The following is a 22,465-nucleotide window of genomic DNA, read 5'->3' as shown; positions in this document are numbered from 1 at the left end:
GCGTCCCTGAGCCACTCCCACGAGGAGGTGCCGTATGACGGTCATGGAGCAGCGGGGTGCGTACCATCCGACACCGCCCCCCGCCTGGCAGCCCCGCACCGACCCCGCGCCCCTGCTGCCCGACGAGCGTCCGTACCGCGTGCTCGGTACCGACTCGGCGGCCGACGTCGACCCCGCGCTGCTGCGCCGCCTCTACGCGGAGCTGGTGCGGGGTCGGCGGTACAACACGCAGGCCACGGCCCTGACCAAGCAGGGCAGGCTCGCGGTGTACCCGTCCAGCACCGGCCAGGAGGCGTGCGAGGTCGCCGCCGCCCTCGTCCTCGAGGAGCGCGACTGGCTCTTCCCCAGCTACCGCGACACGCTCGCCGCCGTCGCCCGTGGCCTCGACCCCGTGCAGGCGCTCACGCTGCTGCGCGGTGACTGGCACACCGGCTACGACCCGCACGAGCACCGCGTCGCGCCCCTGTGCACCCCGCTCGCCACCCAGCTCCCGCACGCCGTGGGCCTCGCGCACGCCGCCCGCCTCAAGGGCGACGACGTGGTCGCGCTCGCCCTGGTCGGCGATGGCGGCACCAGCGAGGGCGACTTCCACGAGGCGCTCAACTTCGCCGCCGTCTGGCAGGCACCGGTCGTGTTCCTCGTCCAGAACAACGGCTTCGCGATCTCCGTGCCGCTGGAGAAGCAGACCGCCGCCCCGTCCCTCGCCCACAAGGCCGTCGGCTACGGCATGCCGGGCCGCCTGGTCGACGGCAACGACGCGGCCGCCGTGCACCAGGTGCTCGCCGAGGCCGTCGCCCACGCCCGCGCGGGCGGCGGCCCCACCTTGGTCGAGGCCGTGACGTACCGCATCGACGCCCACACCAACGCCGACGACGCGACCCGCTACCGCGGCGACGCCGAGGTGGAGACTTGGCGCGCCCACGACCCCATCACGCTCCTGGAGCGGGAGCTGACCGAGCGCGACCTCATCGACGAGGCCGGCATCCAGGCCGCCCGCGACGCCGCCGAGACGATGGCCGCCGATCTGCGCGAGCGCATGAACCAGGACCCCGTGCTCGACCCCATGGACCTCTTCGCCCATGTATACGCCGAGCCCACCCCCCAACTGCGCGAGCAGGAGGCCCTGCTGCGGGCCGAGCTGGCGGCGGAAGAAGAAGGGGCGCACTGATGACCACCGTCGCTCTCAAGCCCGCCACCATGGCGCAGGCGCTCACCCGGGCCCTCCGGGACGCCATGACCGCCGACCCGACGGTGCACGTCATGGGCGAGGACGTCGGCACCCTCGGCGGGGTGTTCCGGGTCACCGACGGACTCGCGAAGGAGTTCGGCGAGGACCGGGTCACCGACACCCCGCTCGCCGAGGCGGGCATCCTCGGCACGGCCGTCGGCATGGCGATGTACGGGCTCCGGCCGGTCGTCGAGATGCAGTTCGACGCGTTCGCCTACCCGGCGTTCGAGCAGCTCATCAGCCATGTCGCCCGCATGCGCAACCGCACGCGCGGAGCCATGCCGATGCCGATCACCATCCGCGTCCCCTACGGCGGCGGCATCGGCGGCGTCGAACACCACAGCGACTCCTCCGAGGCGTACTACATCGCGACCCCGGGTCTCCATGTCGTCACCCCCGCCACCGTCGCCGACGCCTACGGGCTGCTGCGCGCCGCCATCGCCTCCGACGACCCCGTCGTCTTCCTCGAGCCCAAGCGCCTGTACTGGTCGAAGGACTCCTGGAACCCCGAGGAACCGCAGGCCGTCGAGCCGATCGGCCGTGCGGTCGTGCGCCGCACGGGCCGCAGCGCCACGCTCATCACCTACGGCCCGTCCCTGCCCGTCTGCATGGAGGCCGCCGAGGCGGCCACGGCCGAGGGCTGGGACCTCGAAGTCGTCGATCTGCGCTCGCTGGTGCCCTTCGACGACGAGACGGTCGCCGCGTCCGTACGGCGCACCGGGCGGGCCGTCGTCGTCCATGAGTCCGGCGGCTTCGGCGGGCCGGGCGGCGAGATCGCGGCCCGTGTCACCGAGCGCTGCTTCCACCATCTGGAGGCGCCCGTGCTGCGCGTCGCCGGGTTCGACATCCCGTACCCGCCGCCGATGCTGGAGCGGCACCACCTGCCCGGCGTCGACCGGATCCTCGACGCGGTCGGACGGCTGCAGTGGGAGGCGGAGAACTGATGGCACAGGTCCTGGAGTTCAAGCTGCCCGACCTCGGTGAGGGGCTCACCGAGGCGGAGATCGTCCGCTGGCTGGTCCAGGTCGGCGATGTCGTCGCCATCGACCAGCCCGTCGTCGAGGTCGAGACGGCCAAGGCGATGGTCGAGGTGCCGTGCCCCTACGGCGGTGTCGTCACCGCCCGTTTCGGCGAGGAGGGCACGGAACTGCCCGTCGGGGCGCCGCTGTTGACAGTGGCGGTGGGAGCCCCCGTCGCCGGCGGGTCCGCGGGCTCCTCGGGTGCCGCAGAGGGTGCGGCCGCCGCGCAGGGGGCGGACTCCGCGGGGAAGGCCGAGGGCTCCGGGAACGTGCTGGTGGGATACGGCACTTCGGAGGCGCCGAAGCGCCGCAGAAGGGTACGGCCGACGACTCCGGTGAGTCCGGCGGCTTCGACGACTCCCGCGGCTTCGACGACTCCGGCGGCTTCGACGGCCTCGACCCGTGCGACGGCTCCGACTGCTTCGGCGGGGGCCGCCGGTGGGGCGGCGAACGGTGGGGTGTCCGCCGTGGTCGCCGAAAGGGCGCTCACCGACGCCACTCCGTTCGCTTCTGACCCGGTGCGTGGCGACGGTCCCGTGCCCGTGATCTCCCCCCTCGTCCGCCGTCTCGCCCGTGAGAACGGGCTGGACTTGCGGAAACTGCGTGGCTCGGGCCCCGACGGACTGATCATGAGGGCCGATGTGGAGCAGGCGCTGCGGGCCGGCATCGCCGGTGTCGTGACCTCGCCGGCCGCCCCCACGGCCGTCGCACAGCCTGCCCCGGTGTCCGCTGGGGTGCCCGTCGCGGTGCCCCCGCGAGCCGAGAGCGCCGCCGGCACCCGTGTCCCGCTGCGGGGTGTGCGCGGTGCCGTCGCCGACAAGCTCTCCCGGAGCCGGCGCGAGATCCCCGACGCCACCTGCTGGGTGGACGCCGACGCGACGGAACTGATGAATGCCCGCAGGGCCATGAACGCGGCCGGCGGCCCGAAGATCTCCCTCCTCGCGCTGCTCGCCCGGATCTGCACCGCCGCGCTGGCCCGCTTCCCGGAGCTCAACTCGACGGTCGACCTGGAGGCCCGCGAGATCGTGCGCCTCGACCAGGTGCACATCGGGTTCGCCGCGCAGACCGAACGAGGGCTCGTCGTGCCCGTCGTACGGGACGCCCACGCGAGGGACGCGGAGTCGCTCAGCGCGGAGTTCGCCCGGCTCACCGAGGCCGCGCGGACCGGGACGCTCACCCCCGCCCAGCTCACCGGCGGCACCTTCACGCTGAACAACTACGGCGTGTTCGGCGTCGACGGCTCCACGCCGATCATCAACCACCCCGAGGCGGCCATGCTCGGCGTCGGCCGTATCGTTCCGAAGCCATGGGTCCACCAGGGCGAGCTGGCGGTACGGCAGGTGGTGCAGCTCTCGCTCACCTTCGACCACCGGGTGTGCGACGGCGGCACGGCGGGCGGCTTCCTGCGCTACGTCGCGGACTGCGTCGAACAGCCGGCGGTGCTGCTGCGCACGCTCTGACCTCGTACGTTGCCCGGTCGAAGGCCGCCGACCCCGCCTCCGGCGTCGGCGGCCTCCGTCGTCGTCGCACGGGTCTCCCGATGGCGACCTTCGCGAGCGGCCTTGTTCGCCCGGCGTCCTCGGGCATCACCGGGCTTCCCTCGGCATCACCTGACGTCCCTGGCGTCCCCCGGCATCACCTGACGTCTCCGGTGACGTGTCCGGCGTCCCCCCGGATCACCGGGCGTCCCCGCGTTCCCTGTGATCGCATGGGCACGCATACTCGGGGGATGACCGCGTACGAGCCGCCGGACGGCCCCGGTACCGAGGGGTACGACGCCGTCGTGCTCGCCGGGGGTGCCGCCCGGCGGCTCGGCGGCGCGGACAAGCCCGGGGTGCGCGTCGGCGGACGGGCCCTGCTCGACCGGGTGCTGGCCGCCTGTGCGGGGGCGCGGACGATCGTCGTCGTCGCCGATCCCCGACCCACCGCCCGTCCCGTGCTGTGGGCCCGCGAGGAACCCCCCGGCGGTGGCCCCCTCGCCGCGTTGGACGCCGGGCTCCGCCGCACCACCGCCCCGTACGTCGTCGTCCTCTCCGCAGACCTGCCCTTCCTCGCCGGGGAGACGGTACGGCGGCTGCTCGACACCCTTCGCGGCAGCGCCGTGCCGCCGCACGGGGCGGCTCCGGATGTCGTCGAGGGCACCGGCGGCACGGCCCCGCCCACCGGAGCCCCCGGTGGCTCCCCGCCCGCCCCGGCTCCCGCCGACGGCGTCCTCGTCACCGACTCCGAGGGCCGCGATCAGCCCCTCGTGGCCGCGTACCGGGCCGACGCACTGCGCCGGGAGCTGGCGCGGCTCCGTGCCGAGCACGGGGGGACGGCCGGGCTGCCCCTGCGGCGGCTGGTCGGGGCGCTCCGCCTCACCCGTATCACCGACCCCCTTGCGTCGTTCGACTGCGACACCTGGGACGACATCGCCGCCGCCCGCGCACGGATCAGGGAGCATGGCCACGTGTTGGATGAATGGATTTCCGCAGTCAAGGACGAGCTGGGCATCGATCTCGACGTCGACACCCGAGAGCTGCTCGACCTCGCCCGTGATGCCGCCCACAACGTGGCCAGGCCCGCGGCCCCGCTGACCACCTTCCTCGTCGGCTACGCGGCCGCGAAGGCCGGGGGAGGCCCGGAAGCGGTCGCCGAGGCCGCCCACAAGGCCACGGCCCTGGCTCTCGGCTGGGCCGACGAGACCGGCGCCGACGCGTCCGACGCCAAGCCCGGTTCCTCGGACGCCAAGCCCGGCTCCTCGGCCACCGGGTCCGGCGCCCCCGACTCCGCCCCGGACGCCGGATGACCGCCCAGGACGCCGAGGCACTCGACGTGGATGTGGAGGAGGCGCTGGCCGTGGCCAACGACAGGCCAGCCCGAGGGCCGCGCGCCCCCCGCCCCGCCGACGGCACCCCGGCCGACGGCCGCCCCGCCGCGCACCGGGCGAAGAAGGACGCCCACCACCGGGCCACCCCCTGGCCCGAGGCCCGCGCCGTCGCCGAACGGGCCGCCCGCTCCCGCGGACGCCGCTCCCCGCTCTCCGTCACCGTCGAGGACGCCCTCGGTCTGGTGCTGGCCGCCCCTCTCACCGCCCTCACCGATCTGCCCTCCTTCGACACGTCCGCGATGGACGGCTGGGCGGTCGCGGGGCCCGGCCCCTGGGCCGTCCGGGAGGACGGCGTGCTGGCCGGGCACGCCGAGCCCGAGCGGCTCACCGACGGCGAGGCGGTCCGGATCGCCACCGGCGCACGCGTCCCGCTCGACACCACCGCCGTCCTGCGCAGTGAACACGGCCGCACCGACGAGCAGGGCCGGCTGCACGCCACCCGGGACATGGCGCACGGTCAGGACATCCGTCCCCGGGGCCAGGAGTGCCGCAGCGGCGACCAACTGCTGCCGCTCGGCACACTGCTCACCCCCGCCGCCCTGGGCCTCGCCGCGGCCGCCGGGTACGACACCCTGACCGTGCTGCCGCGCCCCCGCGTGGAACTGCTCGTCCTGGGCGACGAATTGCTCACCGAGGGACTTCCGCGCGAGGGCCTCATCCGTGACGCCCTCGGCCCGATGCTGCCGTCCTGGCTCCGTGCGCTCGGCGCCGAGGTCACCGCCGTACGCCGACTCGGCGATGCCGCCGACACCCTGTACGAGGCCGTGCGGTCCTCCTCCGCCGACCTGATCGTCACCACGGGCGGTACCGCCGCCGGACCTGTCGACCATGTGCACCCCACACTGCGCCGCCTCGATGCCGAACTCCTCGTCGACGGGGTCAAGGTGCGCCCCGGCCACCCCATGCTGCTGGCCCGCACCAGGGAGAACCAGCATCTCGTGGGCCTGCCGGGCAACCCCCTGGCCGCGGTCTCGGGGCTGTTCACCCTTGCCGAGCCCCTTCTGCGGACCCTGGCCGGACGGGCCGCGCCCGAGAGGTACGGGATGCCACTGAGGGAGGCGGTGCACGGGCACCCGTACGACACCCGGCTCATCCCGGTCGCCCTGCGCGGTGACGACGCCGTACCGCTGCACTACAACGGTCCCGCTATGCTCCGCGGCATCGCCACCGCCGATGCCCTTGCCGTCGTCCCACCCGGCGGTGCCCGTCCCGGTCAGGAGCTGGAGCTGCTCGACCTGCCCTGGGCGACCGCGGGAATCCAGGTGTGTTTCACGTGAAACATCCTTGTACCCAACTGACGTGAGGGCGCGAGGGTTTCACGTGAAACAAAGGGCACATAAGGCGTAGTGGGGCCAGGGGATGTACGGGGAAGCGGGGAGTGTTTCACGTGAAACTGCCGGGTTATGACGTGATCGCCCGGAGGGCGGACGAGCGTCATGTGACGCATCCGGTGAAGCTGCCGAAGAGGGAGGTCGAGCGCCCCAGTCACCAGGTCGGCAAGCGGCTGGCGATGGCCTTGCTCGTCCTGGTCGCGACGGCGTTCATCGTCTATGCCGACCACGACGGCTACAACGACAACTCGGACGGCCGCGTCGACCTGCTGGACGCGTTCTACTACGCCACCGTCACCCTCTCCACCACTGGGTACGGCGACATCACCCCGGTCAGTGACGCCGCCCGGCTCACCAACATCTTCGTGATCACACCGCTGCGCGTGCTGTTCCTGATCATCCTGGTCGGCACCACGCTGGAGGTCCTCACGGAGCGCACGCGCGAGGAATGGCGACTGAACCGCTGGAGGGCGGCCTTGAGGGAGCACACCGTTGTCGTCGGCTTCGGGACCAAGGGGCGGTCGGCGATCCAGACCGTCTGCGCGACGGGACTGAAGAAGGAGCAGGTCATCGTCGTCGACCCCAGCTCCAAGGTGATCGAGGCGGCGACGGCCGATGGATACGCGGGCATCGTCGGGGACGCGACCCGGAGCGATGTGCTGCTGCGGGCCGAGGCGCAGAAGGCGCGGCAGATCATCATCTCCACCGCCCGGGACGACACCGCCGTGCTGGTCACGCTGACCGCGCGCCAGATGAACCGTGGCGCGAAGATCGTGGCCGCGGTACGGGAGGAGGAGAACGCGCCGCTGCTGAAGCAGTCCGGGGCCGATGTCGTCATCACCAGTGCCAGCGCGGCCGGACGGCTCCTCGGTCTCTCGGTGCTCAGCCCCGCCGCGGGCATGGTCATGGAGGACCTCATCCAGCAGGGCAGCGGCCTCGACATCGTCGAACGGCCCGTCATAAAGGCCGAGGTGGGGCGGAAGGTACGGGAGACGGAGGACCTGGTCGTCAGCGTGCTGCGCGGCCACCGGGTGCTCGGCTACGACGACCCGTCGATCGGTGAACTCCAGCTGACGGACCGGCTCATCACAATCGTCCGCGCCACACCGAGCACAAAGATCACCCCCGAGACCAAGCACCTGCCGTAGCCATGCCATGAGGGCGCCCCCGGGGACATGCTTCCCGGGGGCGCCCTCATGGCGTGACCGCTACTTGCGGTTGTACAGCCGCATCGTGATCGGCCCGAAGACGAGCACGAACAGGGCGGACCAGCCGAGCGACCAGGCGATCTCGGCCGTGGGCCACTCGCCTGCCATCAGCTCGCGCACCGCCGAGGCGAGATGGGTGATCGGGCTGTTGTTGACGAACGCCTGGAGCCACCCCGGCATGGTGCTCGGGTCGACGAAGACGTTGGACAGGAAGGTCAGCGGGAAGATCACCATCATGCTGACGCCCATCACCGACTTCTCGGTGCGCAGCATCAGCCCGAACATCGTCCAGATCCACGAGAACGCGAACGAGAAGACGATGAGCAGCGCGACCCCGGCGACCACACCCACGACGCCACCGTCCGGGCGGTAGCCGAGGATCAGGCCGACGGTGAGCATCACCACGGACGCGATGGCGTACCGCAGGGCGTCGCCCAGGAGGTAGCCGACCATCGTCGACGGCCGCCAGATCGGTAGCGAGCGGAACCGGTCGAAGACCCCCTTCTCGATGTCCGTGTTGACCGAGACACCGGTGTACATCGTGATCATCACGACCGACATCACCAGGATGCCCGGCAGCAGGAACTGGATGTACTCCTTCGGGGAGCCCGCCAGGGCACCGCCGAAGAGGTAGGTGTACATCAGCACCATCATGATCGGGAAAGCGGTGACGTCGAACAGCTGCTCAGGGACGTGCTTGATCTTGAGGATGGCCCGCCAGCCGAAGGTCAGCGACGCGGACAGCGCGCTGGGCCGCGGCGGGCGCTCCTTGGTGATGAGCAGCGCGGCGAGCGACTCGGCGCTGACGGGGGCGAGTTCCTTGCTGTCGGTGCTGGTCGCGGTGCTCATGCCGCCGCCTCGTCCTTCTTCTCGACGATGTGGGAGTCGTGGGCCTTCGTGTCGTGTCCGGTGAGGGCGAGGAACACCTCGTCCAGGCTGGGCTGCCCCAGCGAGAAGTTGTCGACGACGACGCCGACGCGGGCCAGCTCGGCGAGGGCGCGGGCCGCGGCCTCGGCGGCACCCTGGCCGTTGGCGGATCCGCCGCCCACGCGCGCCGTCAGCGCCACCGGGTCCGGCTCCCGCTGCACCTCGGCGTCGAGCGCGAGACGCAGGATGTCCTCGGCCTGCGGGCGCTGGGCGGCGTCCCGCAGCCGCAGATGGACGGAACCGGCCCCCACGGACGCCTTCAGTTCGCCCTTCGTGCCCTCCGCGATCACCTTGCCGCGGTCGATCACGGCGATCCGGGACGCCAGCTGGTCCGCCTCGTCCAGATACTGCGTGGTCAGCAACACCGTCGTGCCCTGGGCGACCACCGCGCGCACGATGTCCCACACCTGGTTGCGGCTGCGCGGGTCGAGACCGGTCGTCGGCTCGTCGAGGAACAGCAGGTCCGGGGTGTTCAGGATGGACGCGGCGATGTCGATCCGGCGTCGCATGCCGCCCGAGTAGTGCTTGACCTGCTTGCCGGCGGCCTCGCTCAGCCCGAAGGCCTCCAGCAGCTGCTCGGAGCGCAGCCGCGCCGCCCGTTTGTCGTGGCCGAGGAGACGGCCGAGCAGCACCAGGTTCTCGGTGCCGGTCAGGTCCTCGTCCACGGAGGCGTACTGCCCCGTCAGGCTCACCCTGCCGCGTACCTCGTCGGCCTCGCGGACGACGTCATGACCGAAGACATGGGCCTCACCGCCGTCGGGTCGCAGCAGGGTGGCGAGCATCTTCACCGTGGTGGTCTTGCCGGCGCCGTTCGGGCCGAGGACGCCGTAGACCGTGCCGGCCGGCACGGCGAGATCGACGCCGTCGACGGCCCGGGTCTCGCCGAACGTCTTCACCAGACCCGCGGTCTCGATCGCGAGGCCGGATGTCTGTGCGCTCATGTCTGAGATCCTTCCGCGTACAGGGCTCGTGTCCGGGGCTACGCAAGGGGAGACCGCCGGTTCCGTCGGAACTCATCGGCCGCGTGGGCGTGATTTCTCCACGGTCCCTCCCACGGGGATCGAACGCACCCCTATTTCCGCCGTCGCGGCGGCCGCCGCGTACGGCGGCGGTGGTCCTGGCTGGGTCCTCGGGTGGCGAGGGCGCGCCGGGCGAGGTGAGAGAGTGACCGGCGTGGTCGGCGTACTCCCCGGGCACCCTGGGAGAGGCGGAGGGGCGAGGAGTAGCGTCCCCTCATGCATGCGATCACGATTCCCGAACCCGGTGGACCCGAGGCCCTGGTGTGGGACGAGGTCCCCGACCCCGAGCCCGGCGAGGGCGAAGTGCTCGTCGAGGTGGCGGCGAGCGCGGTGAACCGCGCCGATCTGCTCCAGCGGCAGGGCTTCTACGACCCGCCACCGGGCGCCTCCCCCTACCCCGGCCTGGAATGCTCCGGACGTATCGCGGCGATCGGGCCCGGTGTGTCCGGATGGAACGTCGGCGACGAGGTGTGCGCGCTGCTCGCGGGCGGCGGCTACGCGGAGAAGGTCACCGTCCCGGCCGGCCAGCTGCTGCCCGTCCCCTCCGGCCTCGACCTCAACAGGGCGGCCGCGCTGCCCGAGGTGGTCTGCACGGTCTGGTCGAACGTCTTCATGATCGCCCACCTCCGTCCGGGCGAGACCCTCCTCGTCCACGGCGGCTCCAGCGGCATCGGCACGATGGCCATCCAACTGGCGAAGGCGGTCGGCGCGAAGGTCGCCGTCACCGCCGGCACCGAGGAGAAGCTCCGCCGGTGCGCCGAGCTCGGCGCGGACATCCTGATCAACTACCGCGAGCAGGACTTCGTCGAGGAGGTCCGCAAGGCCACCGACGGCAAGGGGGCCGACGTCATCCTCGACAACATGGGGGCGAAGTACCTCGACCGCAACGTCCGGGTCCTCGCCGTCAACGGCCGTCTCGCCATCATCGGCATGCAGGGCGGAGTCAAGGGCGAGCTGAACATCGGGGCGCTCCTTGCCAAGCGGGCCGCCATCAGCGCGACCTCGCTGCGCGCCCGGCCCCTGGAGGAGAAGACGGCCATCGTCGCGGCCGTACGCGAGCACGTGTGGCCGCTGGTCGCCGCCGGCCGGGTGGTCCCCGTCGTCGACCGGGAGATCCCGATGCCCGACGCGGCCACGGCCCACCGGGTCCTGGAGGACAGCGGCCACGTGGGCAAGGTGGTGCTGGTGGTGCCGTAGCCGTCCCCCGATGTGCCCGCTGGGGGCTCCTCCGCCCGCTGGCGGCTCCTCCGCGCCGGCGGGCGGATGGCCCGTACGAGTGACCGTACAAGCCACTCGAACGCCGTACGACGAGCTGTACGGAGGCCGCTGTCGACGCCGCCGCTCACGCCGTGCGCGGGCTGAGTGGCGGCGCGGACCGGCGGTGCAGGGTGGCGGTCGTCGTGGCGGAACGGCCGGCCTCGCCCCCCTCGGCCCCGGCCTCGCCCCCCTCAGCCCCTCCGGATCCTCAGCCCCACGAAGGCCAGGCCCAGGCCGATGCCCATCAGCATGAGACCGCCGCCCAGGGCGAGAGCCTCCAGCACGGGTCCCTCGGCGGCTTCGGCGCCCGCTCGGCCGACGGGTGAGGCGGCGGGCCGCGACGGCTCGGGGGTCGCGGTGCCCGCAGGGTCGTCCGGGGCCGCGGTCGGCTCCTCGGAGGCCCCGTAGAGGTCCTCCGGGTCCATGAGCCCCGCGTCCGGGCGTCCCGGGCGCTCCCGGCCCTCTCCCGCGCGGCTGCCCGCCCAGGATGAGCCGGGGGCCGGCTCGACGGCCGCGTGGACGGACGGCACCGTGCCCGCCACCGGGACCATGAGGAGTCCCGTGACGAGGACCAGTCCCGTCACGTGCGACGAACAGAGCCTGAGTCGAGGAACCACGACCTCAGCGTCACACGCACCCCACACCCCGGCATCTCGGCCTCACCCTGCCGATGACCGGCGGCGACCACGAGCCGGCCGTATTGACCCGGAGCGCAACCCGCCAGCCCTCAGGAGCCGCCGAGAGTGCCGTCGCCCGCCCCCGGAACGTCCGGACCTCGTACGTGAACGGTGGATCACCCTGCGTCGGGGGCACCACGGTGGTGAGGTGGAGGCGTGCGAGAGAATGGCGGCATGGAGATGCCGAGGAACGAACGATCGCCCGAACAGCCCCAGATCCTGGTCGTGGGCCAGGACGGAATGGCGGTGGGCGGTGGCGGAGACGAGGACTCCCGCGAGGTTCCCGTGACGGAGATGGTGGAACAGCCCGCGAAGGTCATGCGCATCGGCAGCATGATCAAGCAGCTGCTCGAGGAGGTGCGGGTGGCACCCCTCGACGAGGCGAGCCGGGCCCGGCTGAAGGAGATCCACGCCAGCTCCGTCAAGGAACTGGAGGACGGGCTGGCACCCGAGCTGGTCGAGGAACTCGAACGGCTCTCCCTGCCCTTCACCGACGAGGCGATCCCCAGTGACGCGGAACTGCGGATCGCGCAGGCCCAGTTGGTCGGCTGGCTCGAAGGCCTCTTCCACGGGATCCAGACCACGCTGTTCGCGCAGCAGATGGCGGCCCGGGCCCAGTTGGAGCAGATGCGGCGCGCCCTGCCCCCCGGCGTCGGCGGCCCCGAAGGCGACGACGACCCCCGCACGCTCGGCCGCTCGGGCGGCCCGTACCTCTAGCCTCCCGGGTCCACGCGGCCCGAGACACCCCCCCACCGTAGGCACGAGAAGGGCCCGGCACATGGAGTGCCGGGCCCTTCCCCCGTCGGTGGGCGGCCGGTGTCAGGCCGGGTTGCCCGTGGAGACCTTGAGGACGATCGTCGGCATCTGCTTGGGGTCGACGTCCTCGTTCGCCGAGGGGTACTGCTCCATGACGGTGCCCTCGCCGTACGTGTTCTCGTTGACGTCCTTGGTGTCGTACTCCCAGCCCGCGGCCTGGAGGCACTTCTTCACCGAGTCGATGTTCTTGAAGGTGAAGTCCGGGAGTTCGACCTTCTCGGGGTCGTTGTAGGACTCCACCGGCTCCGTGCACTCCGTGGTCTCGACGACCTTCGACGTGTCGGGGCCCTTGTGTCCCTCGACCACGGTCGGCGAGGAGGACGCCTTGGCGCCGCTGCCGCCCTCGTCGTCCTTGCCGTTCAGCGACAGGGCCGTGATCAGACCGCCGATCGCGACGAGCGAGACGACGATCGCGCCGATGACGACACCCTTGTTGCTCTTGCCGCCCCCGGACTGCCCGGCCGACAGGGAGGACTGCTGCGGCGTGACGTTGTACGGCGGCGGCGTGGCCGCACCCTGCTGCGGCGCGTACGCGGAGGTCTGCGGCGGCGTCTGGTACCCGCCCTGCTGCGGATAGCCGTACGACGGGGCGGGGGTCGGCGCGGGCGTCGGGTGTCCGAAGCCGCCCGTCGACGGCGGCTGGTACGGCGTCTGGACACTGCCCGACTGCGGGGTGCCCGTCTGGTCGATGGGCGGGAAGACCGCCGACGACACCCCGGCGCCGTTCGACGTCTGGGCGCCCGGCACGATGCTCGGCGCGACGGGCTGGAGGGAGGCGGCGACCCGCAGGCACTCGTCCCGCATGGCCTCGGCGCTCGGGAACCGCTCGTTCGGGTTCTTCTTCAGCGCGCGGGCCACGAGGGCGTCCACGGCCGGCGGCAGCGAACGGTTGATCGAGGAGGGAGCGACCGGCTCCTCCTGGACGTGGGCGTACGCGATGGCCAGCGGAGAGTCCGCCTCGAACGGCAGCCGCCCGGTCGTCAGCTGGAACAGCATGATGCCGACCGAGTACAGGTCGGAGCGGGCGTCGACACCGCGGCCGAGGGCCTGCTCGGGCGAGAGGTACTGCGGGGTGCCGACGACCATGCCGGTCTGCGTCATCGACGTGACACCGGACTGCATGGCGCGGGCGATGCCGAAGTCCATGACCTTGACGACACCGCGCTTGGTCATCATCACGTTGCCCGGCTTGATGTCCCGGTGGACGAGGCCCATCTCGTGGCTGATCTCCAGGGCCGCCAGCACATCCGCGGTGATCTTCAGCGCCTTGTCGGCGGGCATCGCGCCCTGCTGCTGGATGTCCGCGTCGAGGACCGAGCCCAGCGGCCTGCCCTCGATGTACTCCATGACGATGTACGGCGTGGTCAAGCCGTCGACGTCGTCCTCGCCGGTGTCGAAGACCGAGACGATGTTCGTGTGGGTGAGCTTCGCCACGGCCTGCGCCTCGCGGCGGAAGCGCTCGCGGAAGGCCTGCTCACGCCCGAGCTCGGTGTGAAGTGTCTTGATAGCGACCTGTCGGTCGAGCACAGAGTCGTACGCGAGGTGGACGGATGCCATGCCGCCCTCGCCGAGCAGGTCACGCAGCTGATAGCGGCCGCCGGCGAGCGAACGCCCCGCGTACCGGCCTTGTGCGGCGTCCTGGCTCATCTTCCTGCGTCCCCCATCGGCGCGCGCGGAGCCCCTCGACGTGGCGTCCGCGATCGGTGATCCTGGTGATCCTTTGTGCTATTCCCGGCCAAGTCTGCCCGAGGGCACTGACACGTCAAGCGCGGTGCCCGTTCCGTGACCGTACGCGAAAGAAGCGTCGCGGAAGCGTTACAGGGGGCGTACGCCCGGTACACAGAACTTGCACGAGTGCGCGCGGGGCGGGTTTCATGGCCGGTCAATCCCCGAATCCACCTTGAATCCGTCACGAGCCCCCTCGTTGGCGGTCGCGCGCCCAAGTCGGACCGGCCCCTTGCGGGAAGGCTGTAGCGTGGCCGACGGAGACCGTAACAAGAACCGCGCGGACCGCGGGCAGAAACGACGGCGAGGACTGATGGCACAGCAGCAGCGCTCTCAGGGCCCGTCCGACCCCGAGGCGACTGGCGGCGGAATGTCAGATGCGCCGGAGCAGTGGGGCAACGGCGGGCTTGTCGGCGACGGTCGTTACCGGCTGACGCACAGACTGGGCCGGGGCGGCATGGCCGAGGTGTTCGCGGCCGAGGACGTACGCCTCGGTCGTACGGTCGCGGTCAAACTGCTGCGCTCGGACCTCGCCGAGGACCCCGTCTCCAAGGCCCGCTTCACACGCGAGGCGCAGTCCGTCGCCGGCCTCAACCACCACTCCATCGTGGCGGTCTACGACTCCGGCGAGGACGTCGTGAACGGCACCCCCGTGCCGTACATCGTCATGGAGCTGGTCGAGGGCCGCACCATCCGTGACCTGCTGCTCAACGCCGAGGCGCCCGGCCCCGAGCAGGCGCTGATCATCGTCTCGGGTGTCCTCGAGGCGCTCGCCTACTCCCACCAGCACGGCATCGTGCACCGTGACATCAAGCCGGCCAACGTCATCATCACCACCAACGGCGCCGTGAAGGTGATGGACTTCGGCATCGCGCGCGCCCTGCACGGCGCGTCCACCACGATGACGCAGACCGGCATGGTCATGGGCACGCCCCAGTACCTGTCGCCGGAGCAGGCGCTCGGCAAGGCCGTCGACCACCGCTCCGACCTCTACGCCACGGGCTGCCTGCTCTACGAACTGCTGGCGCTGCGCCCGCCCTTCGTCGGCGAAACGCCGCTGTCGGTGGTCTACCAGCACGTTCAGGACATCCCGGTCCCGCCCTCCGAGGTCGCCCAGGCGGCGCCGCCGGAGCTCGACGGCCTCGTCATGCGCTCCCTCGCCAAGGAGCCCGACGACCGCTTCCAGACGGCCGAGGAGATGCGCGGCCTCGTCCAGTACGGCCTGGAGATGCTGTACGACCAGGGCAGCCACACCGGCACCTGGAACACCGGGCCCGTCACCATGCACGAGGGTCGGCACACTCCGCCGGGCGGGATGGCCGGGACGACCGTCATGCCCCACCCCGGCGAGGGCACCTCGCAGATCCCGCAGCCGATCCTCCCCGGCTACGGCGGGCGCGACGACGGCGGCTTCGAGGGCGGCGGCAACCGGGGCAGCGGCCGCGGCAAGCTGTGGATCCTCGCGGTCCTCGCGGTGATCGCCATCGCGGCGGGCGTCGCCCTGGCGCTGAACGGCAACGGCGAGAAGACCGGCAACGGCAACGAGGTCACCAAGTCGCCGTCGGCCTCCTCGTCCAGCAAGGACAAGAAGGACGACGAGTCGCCGAGCGCCGAGGAGAGCCAGGACGACTCGGGCGGCAGCACCGACTCCGGGAACAACCAGAACTACTCGCCCTCGGTCCCGCAGACGCCGAGCTTCAGTGAGAAGCCCACGCAGAGCGAGCCGGCCGAGGAGCCGACGAGCGAGGAGCCCCCGGAGGAGGAGCCGACGACTTCGCAGGAACCGGAGCCCACGGACAGCCAGCCGCCGGACGAGGAGACCGGTGGCGCCGACGCCGGCGGTCTGACGAGCGGTGTCACCGGCGGCGCCGAGGAGTGACGGATCGAGGCCCCCTTTCACGGGGGCCTCTTCCGTTTGGGGGTTTCGTACGGGGTTCGTACGGGGACGGGCGACCCACCCCTAACGGCCCTCGAAAGTGAAGTCTTCCCGTGGCCGGGGTGGCCGGGATAACGTGCCCGTGTTCCGGCCCCCTGCCGGGCCGTGACCAGTGCTGTGACCAGCAGGTGTTTCCCCACGAGCGCGACTTACTTGGATCACCTAGTACCGAAATACTTGGAAATCCAAGGAAACTCGCAGGTCAATAGGGGTTTCACAGGAATGTGGAGCACTGGGTAACGTGCCTCGTGCAGGGCGCTCGCCGGGGCACCTGTCACGTCTGTTCCCGGCCAAGGGCACCCACCCCGTGCACGGGTTCCGGGATCAGGCGAGCCGCACTGGTCTACCGGCAATCCCGGGGGCCGGACCGACGGAGGAGCACACGTGACCGTGGAGAGCACTGCCGCGCGCAAGACGACGCGACGCAGCGCCGCAGGCAAGACCGGCAGCACCGGCAGCAAGGCGGCCGGCACCACCGGCACCAGGCGCGCCACTGCGAAGAAGACGACCGGCGGGACCGAGCCCGAGCTCGTCCAGCTGCTGACGCCCGAGGGCAAGCGCGTCAAGAACGCGGAGTACGACCCGTTCGTCGCCGACATCACCGATGACGAGCTGCGCGGCCTGTACCGCGACATGGTGCTGACCCGTCGTTTCGACGCCGAGGCCACCTCCCTGCAGCGCCAGGGCGAGCTGGGCCTGTGGGCGTCGCTGCTCGGTCAGGAGGCCGCCCAGATCGGCTCCGGCCGCGCCACCCGCGAGGACGACTACGTCTTCCCCACCTACCGCGAGCACGGCGTCGCCTGGTGCCGCGGCGTCGACCCGACCAACCTGCTCGGCATGTTCCGCGGCGTGAACAACGGCGGCTGGGACCCAAACGGCAACAACTTCCACCTCTACACGATCGTCATCGGCTCCCAGACGCTGCACGCCACGGGCTACGCGATGGGCATCGCCAAGGACGGCGCCGACTCGGCGGTCGTCGCCTACTTCGGTGACGGCGCCTCCAGCCAGGGCGACGTCGCCGAGGCGTTCACCTTCTCCGCGGTCTACAACGCCCCCGTCGTGTTCTTCTGCCAGAACAACCAGTGGGCGATCTCCGAGCCCACCGAGAAGCAGACCCGCGTCCCGCTGTACCAGCGCGCCCAGGGCTTCGGCTTCCCGGGCGTCCGCGTCGACGGCAACGACGTCCTGGGCTGCCTCGCGGTCACCAAGTGGGCGCTGGAGCGCGCCCGCCGGGGCGAGGGCCCCACCCTGGTCGAGGCGTACACCTACCGCATGGGCGCCCACACCACCTCCGACGACCCGACGCGCTACCGCCACGACGACGAGCGGGTGGCCTGGGAGGCGAAGGACCCGATCGCGCGCCTGCGCAGCTACCTCGAGTCCGAAACCGACACGAACGAGGGATTCTTCGCGGAACTCGAAGCGGAGAGCGAGGCGTTGGGAAGGCGAGTGCGCGAAGTGGTGCGTGCCATGCCGGACCCCGACCACTTCGCCATCTTCGAGAACGTGTACGCGGACGGGCACGCGCTGGTGGACGAGGAGCGCGCGCAGTTCGCCGCGTACCAGGCGTCGTTCGCCGACGTGGACGTAGAGGAGGGCAAGTAGCGATGACCACGCAGACCGCGACATCGGCGTCGAAGAACATGGCGCTGGCCAAGGCGATCAACGAATCGCTGCGCAAGGCCCTCGAAGCCGACCCGAAGGTCCTCGTCATGGGCGAGGACGTCGGCAAGCTCGGCGGCGTGTTCCGGGTGACGGACGGCCTCCAGAAGGACTTCGGCGAGGACCGGGTCATCGACACCCCGCTCGCCGAGTCGGGCATCGTCGGCACGGCCATCGGCCTCGCCCTGCGGGGCTACCGTCCGGTGGTCGAGATCCAGTTCGACGGCTTCGTCTTCCCCGCGTACGACCAGATCGTCACCCAGCTGGCCAAGATGCACGCCCGCTCCCTGGGCAAGGTCAAGCTGCCGGTCGTCGTCCGCATCCCCTACGGCGGCGGCATCGGCGCCGTAGAGCACCACTCGGAGTCCCCGGAGTCGCTGTTCGCGCATGTCGCGGGCCTGAAGGTGGTCTCGCCGTCGAACGCGTCGGACGCCTACTGGATGATGCAGCAGGCCATCCAGAGCGACGACCCGGTGATCTTCTTCGAGCCGAAGCGCCGCTACTGGGACAAGGCCGAGGTCAACCCGGACGCGATCCCCGGCCCCCTGCACAAGGCCCGCGTGGTCCGTGAGGGCACGGACCTCACCCTCGCCGCGTACGGCCCCATGGTGAAGCTCTGCCAGGAGGTCGCCGACGCGGCCGCCGAGGAGGGCAAGTCCCTGGAGGTCCTGGATCTGCGGTCGGTGTCCCCCCTGGACTTCGACACGATCCAGGCGTCCGTGGAGCGGACCCGCCGGCTGATCGTGGTCCACGAGGCCCCGGTCTTCTTCGGCTCGGGCGCCGAGATCGCCGCCCGCATCACCGAGCGCTGCTTCTACCACCTGGAGGCCCCCGTCCTCCGGGTCGGTGGGTACCACGCCCCGTATCCGCCGGCGCGTCTCGAGGAGGAGTACCTGCCGGGTCTGGACCGGGTGCTCGACGCCGTCGACCGCTCGCTGGCGTACTGAGGGAGAGGTCCGTGACGACGATGACAGACACGTCTCTGCGCGAGTTCAAGATGCCCGACGTGGGCGAGGGACTCACCGAGGCCGAGATCCTCAAGTGGTACGTCCAGCCCGGTGACACCGTCACCGACGGCCAGATCGTCTGCGAGGTCGAGACGGCCAAGGCCGCCGTCGAACTGCCCATTCCGTACGACGGCGTCGTACGCGCCCTGCACTTCCCCGAGGGCACCACCGTCGACGTCGGCACGTCCATCATCGCGGTGGACGTGTCGGGCGGCGCCGCCCCGGCGCCGGCCGAGGAGGCGGCGCCCGCGAAGCCCGCCGCCGAGCCGCGGCCGGCGGAGCCCGCCCCGGCCAAGCCCGCCCCGGCCAAGCCCGCCCCGGCCAAGTCGGAGGGCCGCAAGCCGGTCCTCGTCGGCTACGGCGTCGCCGAGTCGTCCACGAAGCGGCGCCCCCGCAAGGGCGTCCCGCCCGTCGCGGCGCCCGTCGAGGACACGCTGTACGGCGCCACCGCCCTCCAGCCCGTCCAGGGCGAGCTGAACGGCCACGGCCCGCACACCGTCTCCCCGCCGCGCCCGCTGGCGAAGCCGCCGGTGCGCAAGCTGGCCAAGGACCTCGGCGTCGACCTGGCGACGGTCACCCCGTCCGGCCCGGACGGCATCATCACCCGCGAGGACGTCCACGCGGCGGTGGCCCCGCCGAAGACGCCCGAGCCCGCCGCGGCGGCGCCCGTCGCGGTCGCGGCCCCTGCCGCCGCTCCGGCGCCGGTGGTGTCGTACGACGGCGCTCGCGAGACCCGTCTCCCCGTCAAGGGCGTCCGCAAGGCGACGGCCGCGGCGATGGTCGGCTCGGCGTTCACCGCCCCGCATGTCACGGAGTTCGTCACGGTCGACGTGACGCGCACGGTGAAGCTGGTGGAGGAGCTCAAGCAGGACAAGGACATGCAGGGCCTGCGGGTGAACCCGCTCCTGCTGATCGCCAAGGCACTGCTGGTCGCGATCAAGCGCAACCCGGACATCAACGCCTCCTGGGACGAGGCGGCCCAGGAGATCGTCGTCAAGCACTACGTGAACCTGGGCATCGCGGCCGCCACACCGCGCGGTCTGATCGTGCCGAACATCAAGGACGCGCACGCGAAGACGCTGCCGCAGCTCGCCGAGTCCCTGGGCGAGCTGGTGTCCACGGCGAAGGAGGGCCGCACCTCCCCGGCCGCCATGCAGGGCGGCACGGTCACCATCACCAACGTCGGTGTCTTCGGCATCGACACCGGCACGCCCATCCTGAACCCGGGCGAGTCGGCGATCCTCGCCGTCGGCGCGATCAAGCCGCAGCCGTGGGTCCACAAGGGCAAGGTCAAGCCGCGTCAGGTGACGACCCTGGCGCTCAGCTTCGACCACCGGCTGGTGGACGGGGAACTCGGGTCCAAGGTCCTCGCGGACGTCGCCGCGATCCTGGAACAGCCGAAGAGGCTGATCACCTGGGCGTGACACCGCCCTGGGCCGGATAGGCTCACGGTGAAGGGGCCGGTCGCAAATTCGTCTTGCGACCGGCCCCTTCGTCGTTGGCCCTGTTCAAGCGCCCGTCAGCGCTGGTTGAGCACGTACACCGGCGCGCCGTCCTCCGTCGCGCCCTGGGGGCGGATGCAGGCGTGCTCGCGCAGCAGCCGCAAGCAGTCGTTGACGCGTTGCACGGACAGCCCCGTACGGGCGGCGATCGCCTCCAACGGTTGACGCAGTTCACCCTCCTCGACGAGCACCGGGGCGATCACCACGGCCACCGCCCACACATCCGCCGTCACCGACAGCCGCTCACGCCAGTCGGCCAGCACGGACTCGGTGGTGGGGTGCGTCTCGAACGCGGCGGCGGAGGGGACCGGGCGCTCGACGGAGAGAGCGTCGAGCCGGTTGGCGATGCGCTCCATGGCCTGGGCCATGGCCTGCTGGGCGACGAGGCCGGCGCGCTGCATCTCGAGCATCTGCTGCTGCGTCTCCAGCATCTGTTGCTGGGTGCCCACCATCTGTTGCTGTGTCTCCAGCATCGTCTGCTGTGTGTCGACCATTTGCTGTTGCAGCGCCAGTGATTTCTGCTGGGCGACCGCCAGTTGCTCATCGGCCTGAAGGTTGCGCTCCTCCAGCCGGACGATGGCGTCGGCGATCTGCTCGGGCATGGCGTAGGCGATGGGGGCGCCCGGTCCGGCGGGCTGCACCTCGGCCTCCTCCAACATGTAAGAGCCTTGCCGCTGCACGGCCTCGATCACTTGGATAGCCCATTGTTTGAAAGCAGCGGCTGTGGGCTTCGTACAGGCGGTGACCAGAAGAAGAAGGCCCCCGATGTCGATGAGAATCAGATCTCGGCGCCACTCTCCACCTGCGGGAATGCTGAGACCGTAAGCCTGGCTGACGGTCTCGAGGGTCGCTCGATGATCTTCCGGTACGTGGTCGGCGACTGCTTTGCTCGGGCTTGTATGCCCCAATTGCTTGCAGACATCCACCGCCGGAAACCAATGCGTTCCGTCCGGCATGGTCAGTCGGCGGACGCGGGCCCCGGTGGCCGCGTACACGAAGTCGCCGGCGTCGATGGCGTCGCGCTGCGTCCGGGGGTCGGGTTGGTGCTTGCTGGGTTCGATCATCTGAACCACCTCCGCTGCGGAACGTAGGGCGGAGGAAATCGAATATGCCAGCTGAATGGGTGATGTTCACTATCGCGAGCGAAGATCGCGGAATCGGCTTGCGGGGGGAACGGCGAAGGGGGCCACCGCTGTCGCGCGGTGACCCCCTTCGTCTGTTCGAAGAGCGGCCCGAAGGGCAGTCTTCAGGCTCAGACGGCGAAGCCGTAGTTCAGCAGCTTCTTGGCGTCCACCGCGCGGTTGTCGATCGTCGAGGACGCGAGAACCGTGCCGATGATCGTCTTGCCATTGCGGGTGGCGGCGAAGACCAGGCAGAACTTGGACTCCGGACCGGAACCGGTCTTCACGCCGATCGTGCCGCTGTAGGTGCCCAGCAGCGGGTTGGTGTTGGTCCACGGCGCCATTGTGCGGGTCGCGCCGGACTTCGTGATCGTCTTGGCCGTGTACGACTTCGTCTTCACGACCGACTTGAACGTGGTGTTCTTCATCGCGGCCCGGGCGAGCTTCGTCAGGTCGCGCGGCGTCGAGTAGTTGGCGCCCTTGCCGATGCCGTCGAAGGAGTCGAAGTGCGTGTTCGTCAGGCCGAGGCTCTTGGCCTTGCTGTTCATCTTGGAGATGAACGACTTCACGCGGGCCGAACGGGTCGAGCCGGTGCCGTACTTGTCGGCGAGGGCGTACGCGGCGTCGCAGCCGGACGGCAGCATCAGCCCGTAGAGCAGCTGGCGGACGGTGACCTTGTCGCCGACGATCAGCTTGGCGTTGGAGGCGTAGTTGTTGGCGACGATGTAGTCGCTGTACGCCTTCTGGACCGTCACCCTGCTGTCGAGGTTCAGGTTCGACTGGCTGAGCACGACCAGCGCGGTCATGATCTTCGTGGTGGAGCCGGTGGAACGCTTCGTGTCGGCGGCCTTGGTGTACAGGCTCGTGCCGGTACCGCTGTTCATCACGTAACCGCCCGCGGCGGTGATCGTGGGCTTCGCGGGAGCGGCCTGCGCGGGAGCGGAGCCGAGAACGCCGGTCGCGACGAGCGCGCCGGTGGTGACGACTACGGCAGCGCCTCTGCGGACACGCGGACCCTTTATGGCGGTAATCAAGTCAAGTACCCCGATTGTGTCAAATGTCTGAGGAGCGCGGCCGGTTGGGAGCCGGTACGGCAGGCACAGAAGGGCCGCTTCTCGTGTGACAAGTGAGTAGCACAAAAGGTTGTGCTGCGGGTGG

At 70.9% G+C, this 22,465-nt stretch carries 18 protein-coding genes; 12 read left to right on the top strand and 6 right to left on the bottom strand.

The annotated features are described in order from the left end of the window. Window positions 1-34: 34 nt before the first annotated feature. The 6 genes from pdhA (M8J73_RS19455) (at window position 35) to M8J73_RS19430 (ending at window position 7,595) form a co-directional block, all read left to right on the top strand. Window positions 35-1,168, top strand: a complete 1,134-nt coding sequence (gene pdhA / locus M8J73_RS19455) for a pyruvate dehydrogenase (acetyl-transferring) E1 component subunit alpha (protein ID WP_099966650.1) — start codon at window positions 35-37, stop codon at window positions 1,166-1,168. Then, window positions 1,168-2,172 (top strand): alpha-ketoacid dehydrogenase subunit beta, encoded by a 1,005-nt coding sequence (locus M8J73_RS19450; protein WP_055540709.1) that lies wholly within the window; start codon window positions 1,168-1,170, stop codon window positions 2,170-2,172. Before pdhA (M8J73_RS19455) ends, M8J73_RS19450 begins: the two co-directional genes overlap by 1 nt. Next, window positions 2,172-3,707, top strand: a complete 1,536-nt coding sequence (locus M8J73_RS19445) for a dihydrolipoamide acetyltransferase family protein (protein ID WP_055540710.1) — start codon at window positions 2,172-2,174, stop codon at window positions 3,705-3,707. The genes M8J73_RS19450 and M8J73_RS19445 overlap by 1 nt, the downstream gene beginning before the upstream one ends. Before the next feature lie 269 nt (window positions 3,708-3,976). Further along, window positions 3,977-5,035 carry a DUF6457 domain-containing protein gene (locus M8J73_RS19440; RefSeq protein WP_249828857.1) on the top strand — a complete coding sequence of 353 codons (1,059 nt, stop codon included), beginning with the start codon at window positions 3,977-3,979 and terminating at the stop codon, window positions 5,033-5,035. Beyond that, window positions 5,032-6,393, top strand: coding sequence for a molybdopterin molybdotransferase MoeA (locus tag M8J73_RS19435; RefSeq protein WP_249828856.1), 1,362 nt, complete (start codon window positions 5,032-5,034; stop codon window positions 6,391-6,393). The genes M8J73_RS19440 and M8J73_RS19435 overlap by 4 nt, the downstream gene beginning before the upstream one ends. A 110-nt stretch (window positions 6,394-6,503) precedes the next feature. Further along, window positions 6,504-7,595 carry a potassium channel family protein gene (locus tag M8J73_RS19430; protein WP_055541177.1) on the top strand — a complete coding sequence of 364 codons (1,092 nt, stop codon included), beginning with the start codon at window positions 6,504-6,506 and terminating at the stop codon, window positions 7,593-7,595. A 60-nt stretch (window positions 7,596-7,655) separates the two neighbouring features. Here the strand turns inward: M8J73_RS19430 and M8J73_RS19425 are convergent, their stop codons facing one another. Next, window positions 7,656-8,504 (bottom strand): ABC transporter permease, encoded by an 849-nt coding sequence (locus M8J73_RS19425; RefSeq protein WP_055541176.1) that lies wholly within the window; start codon window positions 8,502-8,504, stop codon window positions 7,656-7,658. After that, window positions 8,501-9,523 carry an ATP-binding cassette domain-containing protein gene (locus M8J73_RS19420; RefSeq protein WP_055541175.1) on the bottom strand — a complete coding sequence of 341 codons (1,023 nt, stop codon included), beginning with the start codon at window positions 9,521-9,523 and terminating at the stop codon, window positions 8,501-8,503. The genes M8J73_RS19425 and M8J73_RS19420 overlap by 4 nt, the downstream gene beginning before the upstream one ends. 294 nt (window positions 9,524-9,817) lie before the next feature. Here M8J73_RS19420 and M8J73_RS19415 point away from each other — a divergent pair, with 294 nt between their 5' ends. Continuing rightward, a complete protein-coding gene (locus M8J73_RS19415) occupies window positions 9,818-10,798 on the top strand; it encodes an NAD(P)H-quinone oxidoreductase (protein WP_055541174.1) in 981 nt (326 codons plus the stop codon). 251 nt (window positions 10,799-11,049) lie between these two features. Here the strand turns inward: M8J73_RS19415 and M8J73_RS19410 are convergent, their stop codons facing one another. Then, window positions 11,050-11,442 carry a hypothetical protein gene (locus M8J73_RS19410; RefSeq protein ID WP_249828855.1) on the bottom strand — a complete coding sequence of 131 codons (393 nt, stop codon included), beginning with the start codon at window positions 11,440-11,442 and terminating at the stop codon, window positions 11,050-11,052. A 267-nt stretch (window positions 11,443-11,709) separates the two neighbouring features. Between M8J73_RS19410 and M8J73_RS19405 the strand changes: the two genes are divergently transcribed. Further along, window positions 11,710-12,252 (top strand): bacterial proteasome activator family protein, encoded by a 543-nt coding sequence (locus tag M8J73_RS19405; RefSeq protein ID WP_055537556.1) that lies wholly within the window; start codon window positions 11,710-11,712, stop codon window positions 12,250-12,252. A gap of 102 nt (window positions 12,253-12,354) precedes the next feature. On the opposite strand, the gene M8J73_RS19400 is transcribed toward M8J73_RS19405, so the two are convergent. Continuing rightward, on the bottom strand, window positions 12,355-13,998 hold the full coding sequence (locus M8J73_RS19400; protein ID WP_055537557.1) for a protein kinase domain-containing protein: 1,644 nt from the start codon (window positions 13,996-13,998) through the stop codon (window positions 12,355-12,357). Window positions 13,999-14,389: 391 nt separating this feature from the next. Between M8J73_RS19400 and M8J73_RS19395 the strand changes: the two genes are divergently transcribed. The 4 genes from M8J73_RS19395 (at window position 14,390) to M8J73_RS19380 (ending at window position 20,108) form a co-directional block, all read left to right on the top strand. Beyond that, the gene (locus M8J73_RS19395) at window positions 14,390-15,955 is read left to right on the top strand and encodes a protein kinase domain-containing protein (RefSeq protein ID WP_055537558.1); all 1,566 of its coding nucleotides are present in this window, start codon (window positions 14,390-14,392) and stop codon (window positions 15,953-15,955) included. 441 nt (window positions 15,956-16,396) lie between these two features. Next, window positions 16,397-17,620 (top strand): pyruvate dehydrogenase (acetyl-transferring) E1 component subunit alpha, encoded by a 1,224-nt coding sequence (gene pdhA / locus M8J73_RS19390; RefSeq protein WP_055537559.1) that lies wholly within the window; start codon window positions 16,397-16,399, stop codon window positions 17,618-17,620. A 2-nt stretch (window positions 17,621-17,622) separates the two neighbouring features. Further along, window positions 17,623-18,624: an alpha-ketoacid dehydrogenase subunit beta gene (locus M8J73_RS19385; RefSeq protein WP_055537560.1), complete on the top strand. Its 1,002-nt coding sequence runs from the start codon at window positions 17,623-17,625 to the stop codon at window positions 18,622-18,624. 11 nt (window positions 18,625-18,635) lie between these two features. Next, the gene (locus M8J73_RS19380; protein ID WP_055537561.1) at window positions 18,636-20,108 is read left to right on the top strand and encodes a dihydrolipoamide acetyltransferase family protein; all 1,473 of its coding nucleotides are present in this window, start codon (window positions 18,636-18,638) and stop codon (window positions 20,106-20,108) included. 95 nt (window positions 20,109-20,203) lie between these two features. Here M8J73_RS19380 and M8J73_RS19375 read toward each other — a convergent pair whose 3' ends face one another. Next, complete coding sequence (locus M8J73_RS19375) at window positions 20,204-21,250, bottom strand: BRO-N domain-containing protein (protein WP_055537562.1); 1,047 nt, start codon at window positions 21,248-21,250, stop codon at window positions 20,204-20,206. Between the two features lie 188 nt (window positions 21,251-21,438). Next, window positions 21,439-22,341: a D-alanyl-D-alanine carboxypeptidase family protein gene (locus M8J73_RS19370; protein WP_055537563.1), complete on the bottom strand. Its 903-nt coding sequence runs from the start codon at window positions 22,339-22,341 to the stop codon at window positions 21,439-21,441. Window positions 22,342-22,465: the final 124 nt, after the last annotated feature.

Origin of the sequence: Streptomyces neyagawaensis, assembly GCF_023516595.1 — a bacterium.
In the GTDB taxonomy this organism is placed as follows: Bacteria; Actinomycetota; Actinomycetes; order Streptomycetales; family Streptomycetaceae; genus Streptomyces; species Streptomyces neyagawaensis.
This window is presented reverse-complemented; position numbering and strand designations above follow the sequence as displayed.

What these genes read in the sequence shown, in the direction of transcription:
- pdhA (WP_099966650.1), top strand. Translation starts at nt 35, where the DNA reads ATGACGGTCATGGAGCAGCGGGGTGCGTACCATCCGACACCGCCCCCC.
- M8J73_RS19450 (WP_055540709.1), top strand. Translation starts at nt 1,168, where the DNA reads ATGACCACCGTCGCTCTCAAGCCCGCCACCATGGCGCAGGCGCTCACC.
- M8J73_RS19445 (WP_055540710.1), top strand. Translation starts at nt 2,172, where the DNA reads ATGGCACAGGTCCTGGAGTTCAAGCTGCCCGACCTCGGTGAGGGGCTC.
- M8J73_RS19440 (WP_249828857.1), top strand. Translation starts at nt 3,977, where the DNA reads ATGACCGCGTACGAGCCGCCGGACGGCCCCGGTACCGAGGGGTACGAC.
- M8J73_RS19435 (WP_249828856.1), top strand. Translation starts at nt 5,032, where the DNA reads ATGACCGCCCAGGACGCCGAGGCACTCGACGTGGATGTGGAGGAGGCG.
- M8J73_RS19425 (WP_055541176.1), bottom strand. Translation starts at nt 8,504, where the DNA reads ATGAGCACCGCGACCAGCACCGACAGCAAGGAACTCGCCCCCGTCAGC.
- M8J73_RS19420 (WP_055541175.1), bottom strand. Translation starts at nt 9,523, where the DNA reads ATGAGCGCACAGACATCCGGCCTCGCGATCGAGACCGCGGGTCTGGTG.
- M8J73_RS19415 (WP_055541174.1), top strand. Translation starts at nt 9,818, where the DNA reads ATGCATGCGATCACGATTCCCGAACCCGGTGGACCCGAGGCCCTGGTG.
- M8J73_RS19405 (WP_055537556.1), top strand. Translation starts at nt 11,710, where the DNA reads ATGGAGATGCCGAGGAACGAACGATCGCCCGAACAGCCCCAGATCCTG.
- M8J73_RS19400 (WP_055537557.1), bottom strand. Translation starts at nt 13,998, where the DNA reads ATGAGCCAGGACGCCGCACAAGGCCGGTACGCGGGGCGTTCGCTCGCC.
- M8J73_RS19395 (WP_055537558.1), top strand. Translation starts at nt 14,390, where the DNA reads ATGGCACAGCAGCAGCGCTCTCAGGGCCCGTCCGACCCCGAGGCGACT.
- M8J73_RS19385 (WP_055537560.1), top strand. Translation starts at nt 17,623, where the DNA reads ATGACCACGCAGACCGCGACATCGGCGTCGAAGAACATGGCGCTGGCC.
- M8J73_RS19375 (WP_055537562.1), bottom strand. Translation starts at nt 21,250, where the DNA reads ATGATCGAACCCAGCAAGCACCAACCCGACCCCCGGACGCAGCGCGAC.